Source organism: Thiomonas sp. TH-17 (assembly GCF_057473305.1).
Genome location: NZ_JBYCKI010000160.1, coordinates 1 through 21,835 on the forward strand (window position 1 = coordinate 1; position 21,835 = coordinate 21,835).

General features: G+C 65.5%; 25 protein-coding genes and 1 tRNA gene. 17 read left to right on the plus strand and 9 right to left on the minus strand.

The window, feature by feature from the left end; translation table 11 throughout:
* The first annotated feature begins 173 nt into the window (after nt 1–173).
* Nucleotides 174–1,427 (plus strand): GMC family oxidoreductase N-terminal domain-containing protein, encoded by a 1,254-nt coding sequence (locus AC2VLV_RS09730; protein ID WP_486989789.1) that lies wholly within the window; start codon nt 174–176, stop codon nt 1,425–1,427.
* Here AC2VLV_RS09730 and AC2VLV_RS09735 read toward each other — a convergent pair.
* From AC2VLV_RS09735 to ahpC, 4 genes are all read right to left on the minus strand, one after another.
* Nucleotides 1,422–1,805: an arsenate reductase gene (locus AC2VLV_RS09735; protein ID WP_486989790.1), complete on the minus strand. Its 384-nt coding sequence runs from the start codon at nt 1,803–1,805 to the stop codon at nt 1,422–1,424. The genes AC2VLV_RS09730 and AC2VLV_RS09735 overlap by 6 nt on opposite strands.
* A complete protein-coding gene (gene yaaA, locus AC2VLV_RS09740; RefSeq protein WP_486989820.1) occupies nt 1,802–2,587 on the minus strand; it encodes a peroxide stress protein YaaA in 786 nt (261 codons plus the stop codon). Before yaaA ends, AC2VLV_RS09735 begins: the two co-directional genes overlap by 4 nt.
* An 80-nt stretch (nt 2,588–2,667) precedes the next feature.
* Nucleotides 2,668–4,257 (minus strand): alkyl hydroperoxide reductase subunit F, encoded by a 1,590-nt coding sequence (ahpF, locus tag AC2VLV_RS09745; RefSeq protein WP_486989791.1) that lies wholly within the window; start codon nt 4,255–4,257, stop codon nt 2,668–2,670.
* A gap of 144 nt (nt 4,258–4,401) precedes the next feature.
* Complete coding sequence (gene ahpC, locus AC2VLV_RS09750; protein WP_486989792.1) at nt 4,402–4,965, minus strand: alkyl hydroperoxide reductase subunit C; 564 nt, start codon at nt 4,963–4,965, stop codon at nt 4,402–4,404.
* A gap of 241 nt (nt 4,966–5,206) precedes the next feature.
* Here ahpC and AC2VLV_RS09755 point away from each other — a divergent pair, with 241 nt between their 5' ends.
* The gene (locus AC2VLV_RS09755) at nt 5,207–6,100 is read left to right on the plus strand and encodes an NAD(P)-dependent oxidoreductase (protein WP_486989793.1); all 894 of its coding nucleotides are present in this window, start codon (nt 5,207–5,209) and stop codon (nt 6,098–6,100) included.
* Here the strand turns inward: AC2VLV_RS09755 and AC2VLV_RS09760 are convergent.
* Nucleotides 6,084–7,019 (minus strand): alpha/beta hydrolase, encoded by a 936-nt coding sequence (locus AC2VLV_RS09760; protein WP_486989794.1) that lies wholly within the window; start codon nt 7,017–7,019, stop codon nt 6,084–6,086. The two genes, AC2VLV_RS09755 and AC2VLV_RS09760, sit on opposite strands and share 17 nt — an antisense overlap.
* Nucleotides 7,020–7,168: 149 nt before the next feature.
* Here AC2VLV_RS09760 and AC2VLV_RS09765 point away from each other — a divergent pair.
* From AC2VLV_RS09765 to thiD, 8 genes are all read left to right on the plus strand, one after another.
* Nucleotides 7,169–7,244, plus strand: a tRNA-Ala gene (locus AC2VLV_RS09765).
* A gap of 117 nt (nt 7,245–7,361) precedes the next feature.
* Nucleotides 7,362–8,291 (plus strand): oxygen-dependent coproporphyrinogen oxidase, encoded by a 930-nt coding sequence (hemF, locus tag AC2VLV_RS09770; protein ID WP_486989795.1) that lies wholly within the window; start codon nt 7,362–7,364, stop codon nt 8,289–8,291.
* Nucleotides 8,288–8,914, plus strand: a complete 627-nt coding sequence (nadD, locus tag AC2VLV_RS09775) for a nicotinate-nucleotide adenylyltransferase (protein WP_486989796.1) — start codon at nt 8,288–8,290, stop codon at nt 8,912–8,914. Before hemF ends, nadD begins: the two co-directional genes overlap by 4 nt.
* A 13-nt stretch (nt 8,915–8,927) precedes the next feature.
* Nucleotides 8,928–9,701, plus strand: a complete 774-nt coding sequence (gene rsfS / locus AC2VLV_RS09780) for a ribosome silencing factor (protein WP_486989797.1) — start codon at nt 8,928–8,930, stop codon at nt 9,699–9,701.
* Nucleotides 9,702–9,760: 59 nt separating this feature from the next.
* Nucleotides 9,761–10,231 (plus strand): 23S rRNA (pseudouridine(1915)-N(3))-methyltransferase RlmH, encoded by a 471-nt coding sequence (gene rlmH, locus AC2VLV_RS09785; protein ID WP_486989798.1) that lies wholly within the window; start codon nt 9,761–9,763, stop codon nt 10,229–10,231.
* A 59-nt stretch (nt 10,232–10,290) separates the two neighbouring features.
* Complete coding sequence (thiM, locus tag AC2VLV_RS09790) at nt 10,291–11,118, plus strand: hydroxyethylthiazole kinase (RefSeq protein ID WP_486989799.1); 828 nt, start codon at nt 10,291–10,293, stop codon at nt 11,116–11,118.
* Nucleotides 11,111–11,773: a thiamine phosphate synthase gene (thiE, locus tag AC2VLV_RS09795; RefSeq protein WP_486989800.1), complete on the plus strand. Its 663-nt coding sequence runs from the start codon at nt 11,111–11,113 to the stop codon at nt 11,771–11,773. Before thiM ends, thiE begins: the two co-directional genes overlap by 8 nt.
* Nucleotides 11,770–12,630 (plus strand): bifunctional hydroxymethylpyrimidine kinase/phosphomethylpyrimidine kinase, encoded by an 861-nt coding sequence (gene thiD, locus AC2VLV_RS09800; RefSeq protein ID WP_486989801.1) that lies wholly within the window; start codon nt 11,770–11,772, stop codon nt 12,628–12,630. Before thiE ends, thiD begins: the two co-directional genes overlap by 4 nt.
* Here thiD and AC2VLV_RS09805 read toward each other — a convergent pair.
* Together AC2VLV_RS09805 and AC2VLV_RS09810 are read right to left on the minus strand one after the other, a co-directional pair.
* Nucleotides 12,627–13,913, minus strand: a complete 1,287-nt coding sequence (locus AC2VLV_RS09805) for a purine-cytosine permease family protein (RefSeq protein WP_486989802.1) — start codon at nt 13,911–13,913, stop codon at nt 12,627–12,629. The genes thiD and AC2VLV_RS09805 overlap by 4 nt on opposite strands.
* A complete protein-coding gene (locus AC2VLV_RS09810) occupies nt 13,888–14,019 on the minus strand; it encodes a hypothetical protein (RefSeq protein ID WP_486989803.1) in 132 nt (43 codons plus the stop codon). The genes AC2VLV_RS09805 and AC2VLV_RS09810 overlap by 26 nt, the downstream gene beginning before the upstream one ends.
* Nucleotides 14,020–14,183: 164 nt before the next feature.
* Here AC2VLV_RS09810 and AC2VLV_RS09815 point away from each other — a divergent pair, with 164 nt between their 5' ends.
* Nucleotides 14,184–14,633 (plus strand): signal peptide prediction, encoded by a 450-nt coding sequence (locus AC2VLV_RS09815; RefSeq protein WP_486989804.1) that lies wholly within the window; start codon nt 14,184–14,186, stop codon nt 14,631–14,633.
* Here the strand turns inward: AC2VLV_RS09815 and AC2VLV_RS09820 are convergent.
* Both AC2VLV_RS09820 and AC2VLV_RS09825 read right to left on the minus strand, forming a co-directional pair.
* Nucleotides 14,582–15,067, minus strand: coding sequence for a PGDYG domain-containing protein (locus AC2VLV_RS09820; RefSeq protein ID WP_486989805.1), 486 nt, complete (start codon nt 15,065–15,067; stop codon nt 14,582–14,584). The two genes, AC2VLV_RS09815 and AC2VLV_RS09820, sit on opposite strands and share 52 nt — an antisense overlap.
* Nucleotides 15,068–15,169: 102 nt before the next feature.
* Nucleotides 15,170–17,014: an ATP-binding cassette domain-containing protein gene (locus AC2VLV_RS09825; protein WP_486989821.1), complete on the minus strand. Its 1,845-nt coding sequence runs from the start codon at nt 17,012–17,014 to the stop codon at nt 15,170–15,172.
* Between the two features lie 130 nt (nt 17,015–17,144).
* Here AC2VLV_RS09825 and AC2VLV_RS09830 point away from each other — a divergent pair, with 130 nt between their 5' ends.
* The 6 genes from AC2VLV_RS09830 to prmA all read left to right on the plus strand — a co-directional run bounded on the left by AC2VLV_RS09830 (nt 17,145) and on the right by prmA (nt 21,829).
* Complete coding sequence (locus tag AC2VLV_RS09830) at nt 17,145–17,765, plus strand: hypothetical protein (protein ID WP_486989806.1); 621 nt, start codon at nt 17,145–17,147, stop codon at nt 17,763–17,765.
* Nucleotides 17,766–17,820: 55 nt separating this feature from the next.
* Nucleotides 17,821–18,354 (plus strand): TlpA disulfide reductase family protein, encoded by a 534-nt coding sequence (locus AC2VLV_RS09835; RefSeq protein ID WP_486989807.1) that lies wholly within the window; start codon nt 17,821–17,823, stop codon nt 18,352–18,354.
* 56 nt (nt 18,355–18,410) lie between these two features.
* The gene (gene aroQ / locus AC2VLV_RS09840; RefSeq protein ID WP_486989808.1) at nt 18,411–18,866 is read left to right on the plus strand and encodes a type II 3-dehydroquinate dehydratase; all 456 of its coding nucleotides are present in this window, start codon (nt 18,411–18,413) and stop codon (nt 18,864–18,866) included.
* A gap of 40 nt (nt 18,867–18,906) precedes the next feature.
* Nucleotides 18,907–19,398 carry an acetyl-CoA carboxylase biotin carboxyl carrier protein gene (gene accB, locus AC2VLV_RS09845; RefSeq protein WP_486989809.1) on the plus strand — a complete coding sequence of 164 codons (492 nt, stop codon included), beginning with the start codon at nt 18,907–18,909 and terminating at the stop codon, nt 19,396–19,398.
* 160 nt (nt 19,399–19,558) lie between these two features.
* On the plus strand, nt 19,559–20,911 hold the full coding sequence (gene accC / locus AC2VLV_RS09850; RefSeq protein ID WP_486989810.1) for an acetyl-CoA carboxylase biotin carboxylase subunit: 1,353 nt from the start codon (nt 19,559–19,561) through the stop codon (nt 20,909–20,911).
* Nucleotides 20,912–20,932: 21 nt separating this feature from the next.
* A complete protein-coding gene (gene prmA, locus AC2VLV_RS09855) occupies nt 20,933–21,829 on the plus strand; it encodes a 50S ribosomal protein L11 methyltransferase (RefSeq protein WP_486989822.1) in 897 nt (298 codons plus the stop codon).
* Nucleotides 21,830–21,835: the final 6 nt, after the last annotated feature.

Below are 21,835 nucleotides of genomic sequence, written 5' to 3' on the forward strand. Positions count from 1 at the left end.
AATCCGCCATGCCCGCTCCTCGCGCCCAAACACCCCCGCTCGGCGTTGCAAATGCGCGCCGTGCCGACGGGCACGGCTGTGCTTTGCGCCTTGATCGGAGGCGTTTGGGCACGTTGCTCGGCCACGCCGGATTCATTCACACCCTCTGAGCGCTCTCGCCACAGCGCGCCCGCATGACTGACGCCGCGCCGATCCCCGACGTTCTCGTGGTCGGATCGGGTCCGGCGGGCGCCATGGTGGCGCGCGATCTGGCGCGCACCGGTGCGCGGGTGCGCATTCTGGAACAGGGCTCTGGCCCGCCGCCTGGCACCCAGCTTCTCAAGCTGCTACGCCGCAAGGAGGCGATGCACATCGCGCCGGGCGTGGTGCTGCTGCGCAGCCTGCGGGTGGGCGGCGGATCGGTCACCTTCTATCACACCGCCACGCCCCCGCCGCTGGCGATGTTTGCCCGTCACGGCATCGACCTTGCCGCCGCGCTCGAACGGGTGCAGTCCGAACTGCCGCATGCCCCTTTGCGCGACGATCTGCTCACGCCGATTCCCTCTCTGCTGATGCAGGCCGGACAGTCTCTGGGTCTGCCCTGGCAGCCGCTGCCCAAGATGATCGACCAATCGCGCTGCGCACAGGGCATCTGCCGGCCGGAGGCCTTCTGGTCGGCGCAGACGCTGTTGCAGCAGGCGGTCAGCCACGGCGCGGATCTGCAGACCGGCGTTCGGGTCACGCGCGTGCTGTTCGACCAGGGCCGGGCCATCGGGGTGGAAGCGCAACACCAGGGCGGCGCGGCGCAAATCCTCCGGGCAGGACGGGTCATTCTGAGTGCCGGCGGCATTGCCAGCCCGGCCATCCTGCAGCACAGCGGCGTGGAGCAGGCGGGTGACGGCTTTTTCTGCGACCCGCTGCGCATTGTCATGGGCCATGTGTCGGCCCCGCGGCGCGCGCACGACATCTCCATGTCGGCGGGATATTTCAACGCCGACGCGGGCTACATGCTGTCGGACATCACCGTTCCGGCCAACTTTTTCCGCGCCTTCACCTGGGCGGCCGGTCGGCCCGACCAGTTGCTCAGCTACGGCCGCACGGCGATGATCATGGTGAAAATCCGCGACGACATCGAAGGCCGCATCGACCCGCACGGGCGCCCCTGGCGGCGCTTTGGGCCGGGCGACCGGCTGAAAATGCGCGCGGGCGTGAAGCAGGCGCGCGCGGTGCTGAAGGCCGCCGGTTCGGGCAAGCCTTATGTGTCGCCCTGGGTGGCCGCGCACCCCGGCGGCAGCGTGCGCCTGGGCGAGATGCTCGACGAACGCCTGAGCTGCCATAGCCCGAATCTGCATGTGTGCGACGCCTCGGTCATTCCCGAGCCCTGGGGGCTGCCGCCCACCCTCACCCTGCTGGCGCTGGGCAGTGAACTCGCCCGGCGCTTGTCATGAGTACGGCTGCAAGAACGGGGATAGCGCGGCGCGCCAGGCTGCTTCGTCAAACCCGACCAGAAGCTGCCCGTCGGCCTCGACCACGGGCCGCTTGATGGCACTGGGATACTGCGCCAGAACCGCCGCCGCGCTGGGCGCATCGACCACGCGGGCCTGCATGGCCGCATCGAGCTTGCGCCAGGTGGTGCCGCGCTTGTTCAGCAGCGCCTCCCAGCCTGCGGCCTCGGTCCAGGCTGAAATCTGCGCGGCACTGGGCGGGGTTTTCTTGAAATCGACAAACTGAAAATCCACACCCTGCGCCTGCAGCCACTGCCGCGCCCGTTTGACGGTGTCGCACTGGCTCAAACCATATACCGTCAAAACCGGCGATGCGTTCATGCGGCAACCTTGTCGCGGCGGAAAACCCACTGATCAGCCTTTGAGGCCTCGGGCACGAATCGATAGCCGTCGCTGTCGAAGGCCTTGAGCGCATCCACCTGAGCCAAGCGATGCTCAATGACGTAACGCGCCATCAGCCCGCGCGCGCGCTTGGCGTAAAAGCTCACGATTTTGTAGCCGGTTTGCGGCGTCCCGTCCTGAAACACCGGCTGCACCACGCGCGCCTTGAGCGCCTTGCGATCCACGCTGCGGAAGTATTCATCGGAAGCCAGATTCACCAGCACCGGCTCGCCCTTGCCGCCAGCCAACTCGGCGTTGAGGTTTTCGGCGATCTGCGTCCCCCAGTAGGCGTACAAATCCTTGCCCTTGGCATTGGGCCAGGCTGTGCCCATCTCCAGACGGTAGGGGCGCATGAGATCGAGCGGGCGTAATACGCCATAGAGACCGCTGAGCACGCGCAGATGCTGCTGCGCCCATTGCAGATCGGCTTTGCTCAGACTGCTGGCGTCTAGCCCTTCGTACACATCGCCATTGAATGCCAGCACCGCCTGCTTGCTGTCTTCCGGAGTAAAGCTGGGCCGCCATTCGGCAAAGCGCGCCGCATTGAGCGCGGCGAGCTTGTCGGAAATGCCCATGAGCGCGCCGAGCTGCTGCGGGCTTTGCCTGCGCAGCCCGTCCACCAGCACCTTGGCCTGCAGGATGAACTGAGGCTGGGTGGCGACGGACGTGGTGGGCGGGGTGGTGTAGTCGAGCGATTTGGCGGGGGACAGGACCATCAACAGCATGTCGGTTCTCACAAAGTCAGAAGGCTGCACAAGTGTATCGACGGCCTGCCCCGCATGTCGGTCGATTCAAGCCGGGTTCAAGCCACCGCAGCTTCGGCCATCTGCGGCGCCGGGGTGCGGATGAGATAGTCAAAGGCGCTGAGCGCGGCCTTGGCGCCATCACCCGCGGCAATGACGATCTGCTTGTAGGGCACGGTCGTCACATCGCCCGCAGCCATGACGCCGGGCGCCGAGGTCTGGCCTTTGGCATCCACCACGATTTCGCCGAAACGACTGAGTTCGACCACGCCCTTGAGCCACTCGGTGTTGGGCACCAGGCCGATCTGTACGAACACGCCTTCGAGCGCCAGATGCTGGCTGCCACCCGTGGCGCGGTCGGTGTAGTTCAGGCCGTTCACCTTGCTGCCGTCGCCGGTGATTTCGGTGGTTTGCGCGTTGGTGTGAATGGTGACGTTGGGCAGACTGCGCAGCTTGCTCACCAGCACCGCGTCGGCGCGCAGTTCGGGCGCGAATTCCAGCAGAGTGACATGCGCCACCAGACCCGCCAGATCGATGGCAGCTTCCACGCCCGAGTTGCCCCCGCCGATCACGCTCACCCGCTTGCCCTTGAACAGCGGGCCGTCGCAATGTGGGCAGTACGCCACGCCCTTGTTGCGATACTGCGCTTCGCCCGGCACGTTCACGTTGCGCCAGCGTGCGCCGGTGCAGAGGATGACGCTGCGCGCCTGCAGGCGGCCGCCATGGGCAAACTGCACACCGATCAACCCACCTTCCTGCTCCGCGGCAATGAGCTTTTCGGCGCGCTGTTGATTGAGGATCTCCACGCCGTACTGCCGCACGTGCGCTTCGAGCGCCATGCCGAATTTCGGGCCATCGGTTTCCAGCACCGAGATGTAGTTTTCAATGGCGAGCGTGTCGTTCACCTGCCCGCCGAAACGCTCCGCCGCCAGCCCCACGCGAATGCCCTTGCGCGCGGCGTAAACCGCGGCAGCCGCGCCAGCGGGGCCACCGCCCACAATCAGCACGTCGTAAGGCTCTTTGGCGTTGAGCTTGGCGGCGTCGCGCTCGGCAGAGCCGGTATCGAGCTTGGCGACGATCTCGGCCACATCCATGCGCCCGCTGGCGAACAGCTCGCCATTGAGGTACACCGTAGGCACGGCCATGATCTGCCGCGACTCGACCTCGCCCTGATACAGCCCGCCGTCGATCACCACGGTCTGTACCCGCGGGTTGAGCACCGCCATGAGCGAGAGCGCCTGCACCACATCCGGACAGTTATGGCAGCTCAGCGACATATACACCTCGAAGCGATAGTCGCCGTCGAGCTGGCGAATCGCCTCAAGGGTCTCCGCCTCGACCTTGGGCGGATGCCCACCGGTCCACAACAACGCCAGCACCAGCGAGGTGAACTCATGGCCCAGAGGAATCGCGGCAAACCGCAGATGCTGCGCCGGGCCCGAGACACGCTCCAGGGCGAAGGACGGGCGCCGCGCGTCGGTGCCGTCGAACCGCACCGAAATCTTGTCGGACAGGCTCGTGATCTGCTCCAGCAGGGTGCGCATCTGCGCCGCGTTCTCGCTATCGTCCAGAGAGGCGACAAGGGAGAATGGCTGAGAGACTCGCTCCAGGTAGGCCTTGAGTTGGGAAAGCAGGGTATCGTCGAGCATGGCGTGCTCCCTCGGGGTGCGGGTGGGGTTCGGGCAGGAACAGGCTTCTGCTTCGCCGGCAGATCGCCGTGCGCAGTGCGCCGATTCAAAGGGCTGCTATCTGACCCGACGACCGCCGGGTCAGGCGCAGCGAGGGGCCGAAGATCAGATCTTGCCGACCAGATCCAGCGAAGGCTTCAGCGTGGCCGCGCCTTCCTTCCACTTGGCCGGGCAGACTTCGCCGGGGTGTGCAGCCACATACTGCGCGGCCTGAACCTTACGCAGCAGCTCCTTGGCGTCACGTCCGATGCCGTTGTCATGAATTTCGCACAGCTTGATCACGCCTTCCGGGTTGATCAGGAAGGTGCCGCGCAGCGCTAGGCCTTCTTCTTCGATCATCACATCGAAATTGCGGGTCAGCGCGCCGGTCGGGTCGCCGATCAGCGGGAACTTCACCTTCTTGATCGCTTCGGAGGTGTCGTGCCAGGCCTTGTGAGCGAAATGGGTGTCGGTGGACGCGCCATACACTTCCACTCCGAGGGATTTGAAGGTGTCGTAGTTGTCGGCCAGGTCTTCAAGTTCGGTCGGGCAAACAAAGGTGAAGTCGGCGGGGTAGAACACCACGACCGACCATTTGCCCTTCAGGCTGGCTTCGGTCACTTCGAAAAACTTGCCGTTCTGGAAAGCGGTGGCCTTGAAAGGCTTGACTTCAGTGTTGATCAAAGACATGTGAAACTCCTTGAGGTTGCTGTTGACGTTCGGCTGTTGCCGACCTTGTAGAGAAGGTTTTACCTTCATTTATGTTGCAGTGCACACTGTAGAGAACGCGTCCCTGAACGTCCAATGGACACTTTCAATTCCGGCCATAGAAGGCCCCTATTCCGCCGTTATACCGCCCGCCCTGTCGTCCACCTTTACCGATATTTTGAGGCGGTGCAGCAAAGACAAATCAAACTCTAACTTGCCCGACATGACGACTTCAATTGCTTTCATCGGCCTGGGTGCCATGGGTGCGCCCATGCTGGGCCATTTGCTGCAACTGGGCTGCAACGCCAAAGCCTATGCCCGCAGCGACAGCAGCCGCGCTGCCGCGGCCGAGCTGGGCGTTCATCTCTGCTCCAGCCCTGCGCAGGCCGCGAGCGGCGCCGAGTTCATCTTCACCAACGTCACCTCGACCGAAGACGTGCGCAACGTGCTCTGCGGCCCGGAGGGCGCTGTGCATGGCGCACAGCCCGGCGCGGTGTGCATCGACCACAGCACCATCTCACCGGAAGGGGCGCGTGAAATCGGGCAGGCCCTGCAGGCCGCCGGGCTGCATTTTCTCGACGCCCCCGTGTCGGGCGGCGTGCGCGGCGCGCGCGAGGCCAGCCTGAGCATCATGGTCGGCGGCGATGCCGAGGTGTTCGCCCGCGCCCTTCCTTTGCTGCGCGCCTTGGGCCAAAACGTGCGCCACGTCGGGCCTAGCGGCAGCGGCCAGGTGGCCAAGGCCTGCAATCAACTCATTCAGGTCGTCACCATCGAAGCCATCGCCGAGGCTTTGCTGTATGCCGCGCGGCAAGGCGTGGAGACCCAAGCGGTGCTTGGCGCTATTTCCACAGGTTTTGCCGGCAGCCGCATGCTCGATCTGATGGGTCCGAAAATGGCCGAACGCGATTTCGCCGCGGGCATCGAAGCCCGGCTGCACGCCAAGGACTTCGGTCTGATCGCCGCATCGGCCCAAGCCGCCGGGCTGCGTCTGCCCGCGCTGGAACAGGTGCTGCGCCAGCTCGAAGCGCTGATGCAATCAGGCTGGGGCCGGGACGACACCTCCAGCCTGCTGCGGGTGCTGGAGTCGCAACAGGGCGGGCTCAATCGGCCGGAGTGAGGTCTTGCGCGGTATTGGCGGTATTGGCGGCGGCGGCGGAATCGGCGGTTTCGCTCGCGCGATCGCGCTCTCGCGTACCGATCAGATCCCACAGACGGCTATGCAACGCAGACCCCGGTTGCGCCAACGCGTCCAGGGCCGAAAAGTGATGCGCGCCCGGAACGACCAGCGTCTTGCCCGATCCGGGCCAGTGGCGGTGCATCAACCGGGCCTGCGCGTGAAAAGCCTCCGACTCGTCAGCGCCCACCGCCAAGGCCAGCGCAGCCGGCCCGGCGGGGGGCAACCACGCCGGCGACATCGCCCGCGCCGAATGTTGCGTGAGCTTCAGGTCGCGCTGCAAAAACGCCGTCTTGCGCACCGCCTCAAGGTCGTACACCCCCGACAACGCGAGAGCCCCTGACGGAATCTGGGCCGGCAGATCGTCGCCGTACCAATCGAAGCGGCAGGCCAGCATCATGGCCGCCAGATGCGCACCTGCAGAATGCCCTGCCAGCACGATGCGCGAACGATCCACACCAAAGTCTTCCGCCCGGCGCCAGACCCACGCCAGCGCCTGCACCACATCGCCCACGATCTGCTGCAAAGTCGCCCCGGGGGCGAGCGCGTAATTCACCACCACCACATGCACCCCGCGCGCCACGAACGGCGGCGCGATGAAACTGTGATCAGCCTTGTCCAGCGAACGCCACCAGCCCCCGTGGATGAACACCAGACAGGGCGCCAACCCCGTCGCGGCCGGGGCGAACCAGTCCAGCGTCTGCGCAATCGAATCGCCATACGGCAGATCGAGCAGGCAGGGCCAGTTCAACCGCGCCTCCTGCGAGTCGCGCTTCCAGCGCGCGAGATAGTCGGCCCAGTCGGGCACCAGCTCACGATTGTTGAATTGGCGGTCGAGCACCGCAGCGTCGTAACGCATCATCCCACCCCATCGGGTTCGACTACGGATTTATGACGGCTTGATGGTAGGCCGGGAAGTCGCACCTCACCACCTGAGATACCGTTCGTTACCAATCGTCCCGCCCCCGGCAATCGATCCCGCTTCCCGGCGTCGGTTATGATTTTGTTTTCGGGCCGATAGCTCAGCTGGGAGAGCGCTGCGTTCGCAATGCAGAGGTCGGGAGTTCGATCCTCCTTCGGTCCACCATACACCCAAGCCCAGGCCAGCGCCTGGGCTTTTGTTTTGCGCGTCGGGCGCTCGGTAATCGTGAAAGAATTGTGACCTTCTGAAATGAGCCCGGCGCATGGCGCGGGTTTTACCGTCATGCAAACCGCCGCTATGCAAACCGAACAGGTCCGCTCTTACCTTCTCGATCTCCAGGCCCGCATCCTCGAAGCGCTACAAGCCGCGGACGGTCAGCCCTTTCGCCGCGATACGTGGACGCGCCCGGCCGACTCGCCGCTGCAGGGCGAAGGCATCAGCAGTCTGATCGAGTTTGGCGGTCTGCTCGAGCGCGGGGGCTGCAACTTTTCGCATGTGCGCGGCCCCAAGCTGCCGCCTTCAGCCACGCAGCACCGGCCCGAACTGGCGGGGGCCCCGTTTGAAGCGCTGGGCATTTCGCTGGTGTTCCACCCGACCAACCCGTATGTGCCGACGGTGCACATGAATGTGCGCATGCTCATGGCCCAGCCCGAAGGCCAGGCGCCGGTGGCGTGGTTCGGCGGCGGCATGGATCTCACGCCTTATTACGGCTTCGAAGACGACGCCCGCCACTTTCACCGCACCTGCCAGGCCGCGCTTGCGCCGTTCGGCGACGACCACTATCCGCGCTTCAAGACCTGGTGCGACGAGTACTTCTTTCTCAAACATCGCAACGAACCGCGCGGCATCGGCGGCGTGTTTTTTGATGATTACAACGAGGGCGGCTTCGAGCAGGGTTTCGCCCTGATGCGCGCCGTGGGCGATGCCTTCCTGCCCGCCTATCTGCCGCTGGTCGAGCGGCGTCGCGCCCTGCCCTATGGCGAGCGCGAGCGCGACTTCCAGGCTTACCGCCGCGGGCGCTATGTCGAGTTCAATCTGGTGTGGGACCGGGGCACGCACTTCGGCCTTCAGTCGGGCGGGCGCACCGAATCCATCCTCATGTCCATGCCGCCCATCGTGAAGTGGCGCTACGACTGGCACCCCGAGGCGGGCTCGCCCGAGGCGCAGCTGTACGACACGTTTCTCAAGCCGCGGGACTGGGCCGCTGCATGAGTGGCGTCGTCTCGGCAACGCCCCGGCGCATCGGCTTGCTCGGCGGCAGTTTCGACCCGGTTCACAACGCGCACCTGCAACTCGCGCAGAGCGCCTGCACCGAGTTGGCGCTCGACGCCGTCTGGTTCATCCCCGCCGGGCAGCCCTGGCAGCGCGACCCGCTGGCGGCGAGCCCGCAACAGCGTTGGGACATGGTGAATCTCGCCATCGCCGGGCGCCCCGGCCTGCGCGCCTGCGACATCGAGCTCAAGCGCCAGGGGCCGAGCTACACCATCGACACCGTGCGCGAGTTGCGCGCCGTGCACTCAGACGCGGCGTTCACCTTCATTCTGGGGGCCGATCAGTTGCGCAACCTTCCAACCTGGAACGGCTGGGAATACATCGTGGCCGAAGTCGATCTGGCCGCTGCTCGCCGACCGGGCTACGACGACCAGGCGCCGCCTCAACTTCTCGAAGCCCTGGCCGCCAGCGGGCATCGCCTGCACCGGCTGTCCATGCCCGAGATCGACCTCTCGGCCACGCGCATCCGTCACAGCATCGCCCAAGGCGAATCGCTCGCCGGGCTGGCGCCTGCCGCTGTGGCACACTACATTGATCAACATCGCCTTTACACGCATTCATAACGCACTCATCAGCATGGATATCCGCAAACTGCAACGCACCATCGTCGACGCCCTCGAAGACGTCAAGGCCCAGGACATCGAGGTGTTCAACACCGAAGAACTCACCAGCCTGTTCGACCGGGTCATCGTCGCCAGCGGCACGTCCAACCGCCAGACGCGCGCCCTGGCCAGCAGTGTGCGCGACAGCGTGAAAGCCGCCGGATTCGCGGTGCGCAACCCCGAAGGCGAAGAGACCGGCGAGTGGGTGCTGGTGGACTGCGGCGGAGCGGTGGTGCACATCATGCAGCCGGCGATTCGTGCGTATTACAAGCTCGAAGAACTGTGGGGCGCCAAGCCGGTTCACCTCAAACTCGGCGGCGCCAGGCGGGTCGGCGCGAAAGTGGCCGCCAAGGGTCCGGACAGTCGCCCCGATAAGCCCGAAGACGACACCAAGGCGTCGACTCGCAAAACCGCACCCAGCAAGAGCGCGGCCAGTAAAACCGTCGCCCGCAAGCGCCCGGCCGCCAAGAAGGCCGCGGCGAAAACCGCCCCCGCACGCACCTCGCCGTATGGCGAAACCAGCACCGAGAAAAAACGCGTGACCCGCGTGGTCGGCACGGCTGCGGGCGCTCGCTCCGCCCCAGCGGCTCCAGCCCGCAAGCGGGCACAGCCCGCCGAAGCGCCGGTTGCCGCCAAACGACCAGCCGCGCGTAAAACCACCGCCGCTGCGGCCAAGCGCCCCGCGGCCAAGAAAGCCGCGTCCCCAGCGCCGACCAAGCGCGTTGCGGCCAAAAAGCGGGCCTCCTGACCGCTTCGTGACCGTCTCGTGAACATTACGCGGCTGGCTGACCCGCGGTCGGACCCCGCATGAAACTCTGGCTGCTCGCCGTGGGCCAGCGCATGCCGCGCTGGGTAGATGACGCCTATGCCGACTACGCCAAGCGCCTGCCGCCCGAAACCCCCCTGCTGCTCAAGGAGATCAAGGCAGAGGCGCGCAGCTCCAGCATCAGCGCCGAAGCGGTGATGGAACGCGAGGCCCAGCGCATCGAGGCGGCCGTGCCCTCGGGCGCGCGCCTCGTCACCCTCGATGAACGCGGTCAGCGCCTCACCACCGCCGCGCTGGCTGAAGCCTTGCAGCAATGGCGCCAGGAGGGCCGCGACGTCGCGCTGGTCGTCGGCGGGGCGGATGGCATGGCCCCGCGCCTCAAACAGAAGGCCGACACCTTGCTGCGACTCTCCGATCTCACCCTGCCCCACGGCCTCGTGCGGGTGCTGCTGGCCGAACAGCTTTACCGCGCCCACAGCCTGCTCAGCGGCCATCCCTATCACCGCGCCTGACGGCCGTCCGCCGCGCCGCGCACGGCGATAATCAGGGCTCGACTTCGCCGCTCAAAATCATGCCGTTCCCTAATGCCGACTCTCTCTGGGCCGATGTGCTCGCCGTGCGCCAGCAACAGCCGCTGGTGCACAACATCACCAATTTCGTGGTGATGAACTACAACGCCAATGCCCTGCTGGCCCTGGGCGCCGCGCCGGTGATGGCGCACGCCCGCGAAGAAGTCGTCGATATGACCGGCATCGCCCAGGCCCTGGTGCTCAATATCGGCACCTTGTCGCCCGAGTGGATCGAAGCCATGGTCATGGCGCTGCAGACGGCACGCGGGCGCGGCATTCCCGTGATCCTCGACCCGGTGGGCGCCGGGGCCACGCCTTATCGCAATCAGGCCATCGCGGAACTGCTCGACGCCGGCAGCCCCACGGTGTTGCGCGGCAACGCCTCGGAGATTCTGAGCGTCGCTGGCGTGGCCGCCGCCACCCGCGGGGTGGACAGCGCCGCCGCGTCGGACGATGCGGTGCAGGCCGCGCGCGCGCTGGCCTCCCGACTGGATGCGGTGGTCTGCGTGAGCGGGGCGACCGACCACATCCTCGCGCCCGATGGTCGTCATGCCCGTCTGTCCAACGGGCACGCGTGGATGACCCGGGTGACCGGCGTGGGCTGCTCAGCCACGGCGCTGATCGGTGCTTTCTGCGCGGTGCAGCCCGACGCGTTTCACGCCACCGTCGCCGCGATGGCCTATCTCGGCGTGGTCGGCGAAGTCGCCGCCGAGCAAGTGCAAGCACAGGGCCGCGGCGTCGGCCAGTTGCAAATTGCCCTGCTCGACGGACTGCAACTTCTGGACGTCGAAACCTTCCACGCCCGCCTGCGCCTGCAAGCCGATGACTGAATCCGCCCGTCGCTGGCCTCTGGCTGACTTGCGGCTGCACCTCGTCACCGACGCCGCACTGTGCGGCCCGCGCGGCGTGGAGGCCGTGGTCGCCGCAGCGGTGAGGGGCGGAGCCACCTGCGTGCAGTTGCGCGAAAAGCAGCTCGACACCCGGCCTTTCGTCGAACGCGCCCGCGCGCTCAAGGCCCTGCTCGCACCGCTGGGGGTGCCGCTGATCATCAACGACCGGCTCGATGTGGCGCTGGCCGTGGGCGCAGACGGCGTGCATGTCGGCCAGAGCGATCTGCCGCCCGAAGACGTGCGACGGTTGATGCCGCACGCCCTCATCGGCCTGTCGGTCGAAAACCCCGAGCAGGTGCGCGCGGCGGCCGACATGCCGGTGGATTACCTCGGCGTCAGCCCGGCGTTTTCCACCCCGAGCAAACAAGACACCGCCCCCGCACTCGGGCTCGAAGGGCTGCGAGCGATGCGTGCCCTCACCGATCTGCCCCTGATCGCCATTGGCGGCATCGATCTGAACAATGCCGCGCAAGTGCTGGCCGCAGGCGCCGACGGCCTGGCCGTGGTGCGGGCGCTGTGCGCCGCGCCCGACCCCGCTGCCGCCGCGCAAGCCTTGCGCCTGCTCACCGACTCGTCCACCTTCGTCCATCCATGAACGCGACCGAACCCCTGCAAGACACCCCTGCCGTAGCGCGCTACGCCCGCGTGCTCAGCATCGCTGGCTCCGACAGCGGCGGCGGCGCCGGCATCCAGGCCGACCTCAAGACCATGGCGGCGCTGGGCTGCTACGGCATGACGGCCATCACCGCCATCACGGCGCAGAACACGCAAGGCGTGCGCGCCATTCAGGCGCTGCCGCCCGAATTGCTCGCGCAGCAGATCGACGCGGTAGTCGAAGACATCGGCGTGGATGCGGTGAAAATCGGCATGCTGCACGATGTGGGCGTGGTGCGGGTGGTGGCCGACGCCATTCGCCGCCATCGTTTCGCCCATGTGGTGCTCGACCCGGTGATGGTCGCCACCAGCGGCGACAAGCTGATCACCGAATCCACCGTGGACCGGCTCGTCGATGAGCTCTTTCCCCTCGCCACGCTGATCACCCCCAACCTCGACGAAGCCGCCTGGCTACTGCGACTGGGCACCATAAACGCCGACGCGCTGGAAGACACGGCCAATCTGCTGCATGTGCTGGGCGCTCACGCGGTGCTGCTCAAGGGAGGCCACTTGCCCGGCCCGCAGCTCACCGACCTGCTGCGTCTGCCCGAAGGCGAGATGCGGCGCTGGGAAGCGCCGCGCATTCCCACGCGCAACACCCACGGCACGGGCTGCAGCCTGTCTTCGGCCATCGCGTGCTATCTCGCCCTGGGCGAAACGCTGGCCGATGCCGTGGCGCACGGTCGGGACTATGTGCGACAAGCGCTGCTCGCCGGGGCCGACATGCAGCTCGGCCACGGCCACGGCCCGCTCAACCACGGTTATGCGCCTTTGGCAACGAAGCGCCTACCGCTCTAAGCCGTTTCGATCGCCCGCGCCTCGCGCCAGCGCAGCACCCCCGCCGCCAGCAATGTGAAGGCCAGGCTGGGCAGGGCCGAGCCCCAATTCGGCCACCACACCGTGCCCAACTGGAACACGCCGATGCCCAGCAGCCACACGCTCATCGGCCCCCAGCGCCAGTTGCTCTGCGGCGGCAAACCCGGTGCAAGCTGCGCGATCACCACGCCAAACAATGGCACGAAAATTGAACTCAAGGTGAGCAGAAAAGGCTCAAGTGCGTGCATCGGCAGCGCCAGCGCCGCCGCGGTGGCCAGCAGTACCAAGGTCATGCCAATGCGACGAATGCTCCAGCGGCCGTTGAGAAAGTTGGTCGATACCGCGCCCGAATGCACGTCGCCATAAGCGTTGTCCACCTCATCCACCAAAATGAAACCCAGCGCAATCAGCCCGCCCTGAGCCAGCAGCAGGGTGCTGAGCATGTCGATATTCGCAGGCGACACGCTGATGACCAGCACGCCCAGCGCGTAACACCAGATGTTCGCCGCGGCATAGCCGAGCCAGGTGCCGCGCGCCGTGGCGCCGGCGTGGCGTCCGTAGCGGGCATAGTCGGCCACCAGCGGCAGCCACGACACCGGCATGGCGATCACCAGATCCACCGCCGCCAGCAAGCTCATCGAACCGTCGCCCGGCTGCGCCCACAGCGCGGCAAAGCCGTGCTGCCAGGCCTTGAGTCCGAACTGATAGCTCAGCCACAGCAGCGAGGCGACGATTAGCGGCATCGCCGCGCGGCTGACGAAGCGCCGCACCAGCCCGATCATCCGCCCGCTGGCCAGCACCAGCAGCAGCGAACCCCAGGCCAGCGTCGCCACCACGGGCACCCAGGCCCCGCGCGCACCGAACACCTGCTCGACGATGGTGCGGGTGCCGTCGCGCATGATCACCAGCTCGAACGCCGTCCAGCCCAGCAGTTGCACCACATTGAGCGCCACGGGCAGCATGGCGAAGCGCTGCCCCAGCGTGCGCCCGATCAGCGCCGAACTCGACAGGCCGTGTCGGCTGCCGATCCCCGCCACCCAGGCCAGCAAACCCGCGCCCAGCAAGGACCCCAGCGCAATCGCCCCGGCCGCCTGCGGCAGGCTCAAACCCGGACGCAGATACGCGCCCACCTGCATGACCAGCAGCCCCACCCCCAGACTGAACCACAGCGCGGCGGCATCGGTGAAGGTGAAAATACGTTCCGCCGCGGGAACCGAGGCATTGGACGCGTGCGCCGCGTCACTTGAAGTGGTGTGTGTTGCCATGACCCATTTCTGCGTGCTCGCGCAGAAACCCGGCCGGGCCATGCGCGCCAAAGCGCGCGCTGCCCACCCTGCTTCCCTGCGCGAGGATGACCTCAATCAGGTTCAAAGGGACTCTCTCAGCGAAGCTGCCTGCTGCCGCAGCCCCGCACCCCCAGCGTTGCGCCGCAGGATTGCGACACTGCGTCGATTGTAGGCAGGATGACGTCTACGAGCCGCACCACGACAGCGCCGGAGCACGGCTAAGCTATGCCGCCTGACCTGTGTCTACCCATGCGCCCGATCCGCTCTCGCCACCGCCTGACCTTGGCCCCACGCCTGCTCTGGGCCGCGCCCTATTCGCTGCTCGGCCTGCTCGCCGCCCTACCCGCCTGTGCGCTGGGCGCCCGGCTACGTCGCAGCGGCCACACCCTGGAATGCACGGGAGGCCAACTGGGCCGTTGGATGCAGCGCCTGCCCAACCGCCATCGCCTCGTCGCCCTCACTCTGGGACATGTCATCCTCGCGGTCGACGCCCCCGCCATGCAGTGCTTGCGCGCTCACGAACACGTGCACGTTCGGCAATACGAGCTTTGGGGCCCATTTTTCGGGCCCGCCTATTTGCTGGAGAGCCTGTGGCAAACCCTGCGCGGGCGCGATGCCTACCTCGCCAACCGATTCGAGCGGGAAGCCTATGCCAAAGGCGGGCCCTTCGGCCCAGGTTTTGGCCCCAGCAGCCGATAAACCTGCGCAAACCGTCCCTGCTCCACCACGCCGTAATCGCCCGGCGCGTATTGCAGCAGCCAGTCGCCGGGGTTGCCGCGCAGCAGATCGCCGCCAGCGCTGCGGGCCATGCGAAACGGTGCGGGCATCTGCCGCGCCAGAACGGGAATGGGCTGGTTGATGTAAGCGCCGTTCTGCCCCATGAGGGTTGGAGCAAGGGCTTGGTACCGCGCCTCGAAACGGGCGCGCGACACGCTCCAGCGGTCGCCCGTGGCGCCGGTGATGATCGCATCGCCCACGGCGTAACGATTGGGGCCTTCGCGGCTGATCAATTCGCCGGAATCGACGGCGAATTGCACCTGCACGGTTTCGCGCTTGATGTAAGCGGCTGCCTGCGGGTCGGTGCGCAAATCAACGTTTTGCAACAGTGGTGCGCTGGATTCGTTTTCGGTCATGGCGGATTTGTTCACACACTCATGAGAAAACGCCGGGCCGCCCCAAGTTTTCTCATCCCCCCTCGGGGGGCCTGACGCGCAGCGGCAGGTCTGGGGGCGCTCTCACTTGCCATCGAGCACTTCCCAGCGTTCCAGGGCGTGGAGCAGTTCTTCGTCGATCTGCGCGTAACGTTCCTGCATCTCGCTGATACGCATCGTGGCAGAGGTATAACTCGCCGGGTCGGCCAGTTGATCGGAAAGCGATTTCTGCTCCGCCTCCAGGGCGGCTATGCGGCCGGGCAGTTCCTGCAGCTCGCGCTGTTCCTTGTAGCTCAGCTTGCGCTTGGCCGGTGCGTGGGGAATGGACGGCTCCGCCTGAGCCGATTTGGTCTGCGCCGCGCCGCGCTTGTCCGCCCCGCCTGCGGCCGATTTATTCAGCTGCGCCTGCAACGCACGGGCACGCTGCGATTGGGTGAGCCAGTCGGAGACGCCGCCTTCGTATTCGCGCCAACGACCGGGATCTTCCGGCGCAGCCTCGCTCACAATCGTGCTGGTGACCACATTGTCGAGAAAACGTCGGTCGTGGCTGACCAGAAACACGGTGCCGGGAAAGTCTTGCAGCAACTGCTCCAGCAGTTCCAGCGTGTCGATGTCGAGGTCGTTGGTCGGCTCGTCGAGCACCAGCACATTGGCCGGGCGGGCGAACAACCTAGCCAGCAGCAGACGGTTGCGCTCGCCGCCGGAGAGCGACTTGACTGGCGAGTTGGCCCGCGCGGGCGAGAACAGAAAATCGCCCAGATAACTCATCACATGCTTGCGCTGTCCGGCCACCTCCACCCATTCGCTGCCGGGGCTGATGGTGTCGGCCAGGGTGGCGTCGGGGTTGAGCACGGCGCGCATCTGATCGAAATAGGCGATCTGCAAGCGCGTCCCCTGCCGCACGACGCCGCTATCGGCTTCGATCTCGCCCAGAATGAGCTTGAGCAGCGTGGTCTTGCCCGCGCCGTTGGGCCCGATGAGGCCGACCTTGTCGCCACGCAGAATGGTGGCGGAAAAATCGCGCACCAGCACCCGGTCGCCATAGGCCTTGTTGACGCCTTGCAACTCGGCCACGATCTTGCCGCTGGACTGACCGCCATCCACATCGAGCTTGACCCGCCCGAGCGAATCGCGCCGCGCCGCGCGTTGGCTGCGCAGCGCCTCCAGGCGGTTGATGCGGCTCACGCTGCGGGTCCGCCGCGCCTCCACCCCTTTGCGTATCCACACTTCTTCCTGCGCCAGAAGCTTGTCGGCGCGGGCGTTCATCACCGACTCATCGGCCAGCTCCTGCTCCTTACGCGCCTCATAAGCGGCGAAATTGCCGGGATAACTGCGCAACGTACCGCGATCAAGTTCGACAATGCGGGTGGCCACATCGTCGAGAAACGCCCGGTCGTGGGTGATGAGAATCAGGCTGCCACGAAAACCGGTGAGCAGTTCTTCCAGCCAGGCGATGGCATCGAGATCGAGGTGATTGGTCGGCTCGTCGAGCAGCAGCACGTCGGGCGCCGCCACCAGCGCCTGCGCCAGCGCTACGCGCTTTTGCATCCCGCCGGACAGACTGCCCACGAGCGTCGTGCCATCGAGTTGCAGACGTTGCAGGGTTTGTTCGACACGCGTCTCCCAGTTCCAGCCGTCGAGCAGTTCGATGCGGGTCTGCAGGGCGTCGAGGTCGTCTTCGGGCGCGTGCTGCTCGAAACGGTCGCGCAGGGCGCGGGCTTCGGCCACACCTTCGCTCACCACATTGAACACGCTGGCTTCGGCAGAAAAATCCGCTTCCTGCGGCACATACACCCGGCGCAGACCCTGCTGCACTTGCACCAGGCCATCGTCGGGCGGCTCCAGCCCGGCCAGAATGCGCAGCAGGGATGACTTTCCGGTGCCGTTGCGGCCGATCAGGCCCACCCGCTCGCCCACCTCCAGCGCCATGGCGGCATGATCGAGCAGGGCCACATGGCCGAAAGCGAGCGATAAATCTGAAACGGAGAGGACGGCCATGCGTAGCGTTTGTTGAGGAAAGACGCCCATTGTGCCAGTCGGTCGCCGCTACCATATTCCGATGGACTCCCTGCGCGCTGAACTCGCCGTGCTGGCCGCGCGGCTGATCGTCGAAGACGGTCTGGACTACGGCACAGCCAAGCGCAAGGCCGCCAAGCGCCTGCTGGGCGAACGCGTGGCGCACGATCTGCTGCCCAGCAACGATGAGATCGAGCAGCAGGTACGCGAAGAACTCGCCCTGTTTCATGCCGACACCCAACCCGCGCAGTTGCTGCAGCTGCGCCGCGCCGCGCTGACGCTGATGGAAGCGTTTGCGGCGTTCAATCCGCATCTGGCTGGGGCTGTCTGGCACGGCACCGCCAACGAACACTCCGACCTGCACGTGCTGCTATTCACCGACGACAGCAAGGGCGTGGAGATTCACTGCATCGATCACGGCATCGTTTTCCAGGTCAGCGAAGCCCCGCACTACGCCGGGCGCGGCCGTGTCGAACAACTCACCCTGCACTGGCCCCCGCACGACCGTCAAGCCACGCTCGCCCACCTGAGCCTCTACCCGGACAAAGACGTGCGCGGCGCCCTGCTGCCTGATGCGCAGGGGCGCACACCCAGAGGCACGCTGCGTGCGCTCAGACAACTCCTGAGCGCCTCCGCCGACGATGGGGAAAACCCGATACTCTGAGGCTTTTCTCCAGCCATGCACAATGCGAGCAGTCTGATTGCTACGCCACAGCCCCATGAACAAAGTCAATATCTGGATTTCTGCCGCCATCATCCTTCTCATCGTCGCGGTGCTCGGCAATGCCTGGTTTCAGCGCGAACGCAGCGTGCCCATTGCGGTTGAAAACAATGCGGTCAAGTCTTTTTTCGCTGACAAACTCGACGATCTGCAGGGAAAATCCATCGATCTGTCGCAATACCGCGGCAAGCCGCTGGTGATCAATTTCTGGGCAAGCTGGTGCCCGCCTTGCATCGCAGAAATGCCCGATTTTTCGGAGTTTTACCAGCAGAACAAAGACAAAGACATAGAGATGGTCGGCATTGCGCTCGACAACCCCACGGCGGTACGCAACTTCCTGAAAGAACATCCGGTGAGCTACCCCATCCTGCTGGGCGGCATGAATGGCATCGCTCTAAGCACCAGCCTGGGCAATAAGCAGGGGGGCCTGCCATTCACCGTGGTGCTCGATGGCAAAGGCGACGTGGTGTTTCAAAAGCTGGGAAAAACCTCTCTCGACGAGTTGAAAGAAGCCGTACCCTCCGATCATTGAGCGCCCGCACCAGCCATCCACCCCGTTCATCTCACACCCGGTTCAATCGCCCTTCCATGACCTTGTCGCGCATCCTTGTTCTTCACGGTCCCAACCTCAACCTGCTGGGACAGCGTGAGCCACACATTTATGGCGCGGCCACGCTGGACGATATCAATCAGTCGCTGCAAACCCTTGCCGCCGACCTGGGGGTGGAGGTGCAGACTTTCCAGAGCAATCACGAGGGCGCCCTGATCGACCGGCTGCATGCGGCACGTCTGGACGGCACGCGCTACATCATCATCAACCCTGCCGCCTACACCCACACCAGCGTTGCCCTGCGGGACGCCATCGCGGCCACCGATCTGCCCTTCATCGAAGTGCATCTGAGCAATGTGTACCGCCGCGAACCGTTCCGCCATCACTCCTACTTTTCCGATCTGGCCACGGCCGTCATCAGCGGTTGTGGCGCGCACGGCTACACCCTGGCCTTGCGCCACGCCGTAGTCGATCTTGGGAATCGTAAAAATTGATGGTCTAATGCGACACTTATCAGCGACTTAACGACAGATCATGGATTTACGCAAACTCAAGACTTTGATCGACCTAGTCTCCGATTCCAACGTCTCCGAGCTGGAGATCACGGAAGCCGAAGGCACGGTCAGAATCGTCAAGGCGCAGCCGCAGCCCATCATTCAATACGCGCAGATGCCCGCTCAGTTGGGATCTCAGTTTGCATCTCAGGCCCCGATGCAATACGCCGCGCCTCAGGCCATGCCCGCTCATGCCCAAGTATCCGCCGCCGAAGCTGCCCCCGCCCCGGAGGCGCAAGGGCATGTGCTGAAGTCGCCGATGGTCGGCACGTTCTACCGCTCTTCTTCTCCTGGAGCGGCGCCGTTCGTTGACGTGGGCGACACGGTAAAGGTCGGCCAGACGCTGTGCATCATCGAGGCGATGAAAATTCTCAACGAAATCGAATGCGACAAAGACGGCGTGATCAAGTCCGTGCTGGGCGAAAACGGCCAAGCCGTCGAATTCGGCCAGCCGTTGTTCGTGATCGAGTAATGGTTTTCTCAGGAGCGCGCAGGGCCGCTTCCGGTTTTTAGACTCCCTCAGGGGAGCAAGCCCTGGCAGTGGCGAAGCGCGCTTAAGCGCCGCTCCTGGCCACGGCTCCTGCGCTCAACGGGCGCTCCCGCCCTTCCCTGTCATTGAACGGACAACGCGCATGTTCAAAAAAATCCTTATCGCCAACCGTGGCGAAATCGCTCTCCGGGTGCAGCGTGCCTGTCGCGAACTGGGCATCCAGACCGTGGTGGTCTATTCAGAAGCTGATCGCGAAGCCAAGTATGTAAGGCTGGCCGACGAGGCCGTGTGCATCGGCCCGGCGCCCTCGGCGCAGAGCTATCTGCATATGCCAGCCATCATTTCCGCTGCCGAAGTGACCGATGCCGAGGCGATTCACCCCGGTTACGGCTTTCTGTCGGAGAACGCTGATTTCGCCGAGCGGGTGGAGAAATCCGGCTTCGCCTTCATCGGCCCGCGCCCCGACTCCATTCGTCTGATGGGCGACAAGGTCAGCGCCAAGCAGGCCATGATCCGTTCGGGCGTGCCCTGCGTGCCTGGCTCGGAGGGCGCGCTGCCCGACGATCCGCGCGAGATCACCCGCATCGCCCGCTCGATCGGCTATCCGGTCATCATCAAGGCGGCGGGCGGCGGGGGCGGGCGCGGCATGCGCGTGGTGCACACCGAAGCCGCGCTGATCAATGCAGTGACCATGACGCGCAGCGAGGCGGGGGCGGCGTTCGGCAACCCGGCGGTCTATATGGAGAAGTTTCTGCTCCAGCCGCGGCATATTGAAATCCAGGTGCTGGCCGATACTCACGGCAACGCGCTGTGGCTGGGCGAGCGCGATTGCTCAATGCAGCGCCGCCACCAGAAGATTCTCGAAGAAGCGCCGGCCCCCGGCATTCCGCGGCGGCTGATCGAGCGTATTGGCGCACGCTGCGCGGACGCCTGCAAAAAAATCGGCTATCGCGGTGCGGGCACCTTCGAGTTTCTGTATGAAAACGGCGAGTTCTACTTCATCGAGATGAACACCCGCGTGCAGGTCGAGCACCCCGTCACCGAACTCATCACCGGCATCGACATCGTGGTCGAGCAGATCCGCATCGCCGCGGGCGAGAAGCTGACCGTGCGCCAGCGCGGCGTGCAGTTCAACGGCCATGCCATCGAGTGCCGCATCAACGCCGAAGACCCCTACAAGTTCACCCCGTCGCCCGGGCGCATCACCATGTGGCACACCCCGGGCGGCCCGGGCGTTCGGGTCGATTCTCACGCCTATGCCAACTACTTCGTGCCGCCCAACTATGACTCGATGATTGGCAAGATCATCGTGCATGGCGCCACGCGCGAGCAGGCGATTGCGCGCATGCGCATTGCCCTGTCGGAAATGGTGGTGGACGGCATTCTGACGAACATCCCGCTGCACCGCGAACTCATGGTGGATGCCCGCTTCATCGAAGGCGGCACCAGCATCCACTACCTCGAGGAATACCTCGCCGCGCGGCATCCCGCCTGAGAGGGTGTGAACAAATCCGCCATGACCTACCGCGAAGTCACCCTCCCTGTCAGCGAAGAGCAGGCCGACGCCCTCTCCGATGCCCTGATGGAACTCGGCGCTTTGAGCGTGAGCGTCGAAGACCGTTTCGGCGATACGGCGCAAGAGCAGGCCTTGTACGGCGAGCCGGGCATGCCGCCGCCCAAAGGCGCCTGGGCGCAGTCGCTGCTACGCGTGCTTTTCGCCAGCGAAGCTCAGGCCGATGCGGCGCTGGCCACCCTGCTCGCCGAAGACATCCTGCCCGATCTGCAAGACGTGCAACAGTCCACGGTGGAAGATCAGGACTGGGTGCGGCTGACGCAATCTCAGTTCCAGCCCGTGTCGATTGCCGACGCACTGTGGATCGTGCCGAGCTGGCATGAGCCGCCCACTGTCGAGGCGCCCATCATCCGTCTCGACCCCGGGCTGGCCTTCGGCACCGGCACCCACCCCACCACGCGGCTTTGTCTGGAGTGGCTGGCGCGTCAATCGCCAAGGCAACTCAGCGTGCTCGATTACGGTTGTGGTTCGGGCATTCTGGCCATCGCCGCGGCCAAATTCGGCGCCGACCCCGTGGTCGGCGTGGACATCGATCCCGACGCGGTGCTGGCCACCGAAGCCAACGCCGCGGCCAATGACGTCACCGTGCAGGCCGGCCTGCCCGACAAGGTGGCTGATGCGCGATTCGACATCGTCGTCGCCAATATCCTGTCTGCGCCGCTCAAACTGCTGGCGCCCGCGATTGCCGCGCATGTGAAACCCGGTGGCTGGCTCGTGCTCAGCGGCATACTCGACCGGCAGGCCGAAGAACTCATCGCCGCCTACGCACCCTATGGCGCGCTGCACATCGACAAGACGCTCGATGGCTGGGTCTGCCTCGCGGGCCGCGCCCACCCCTGAACAGCG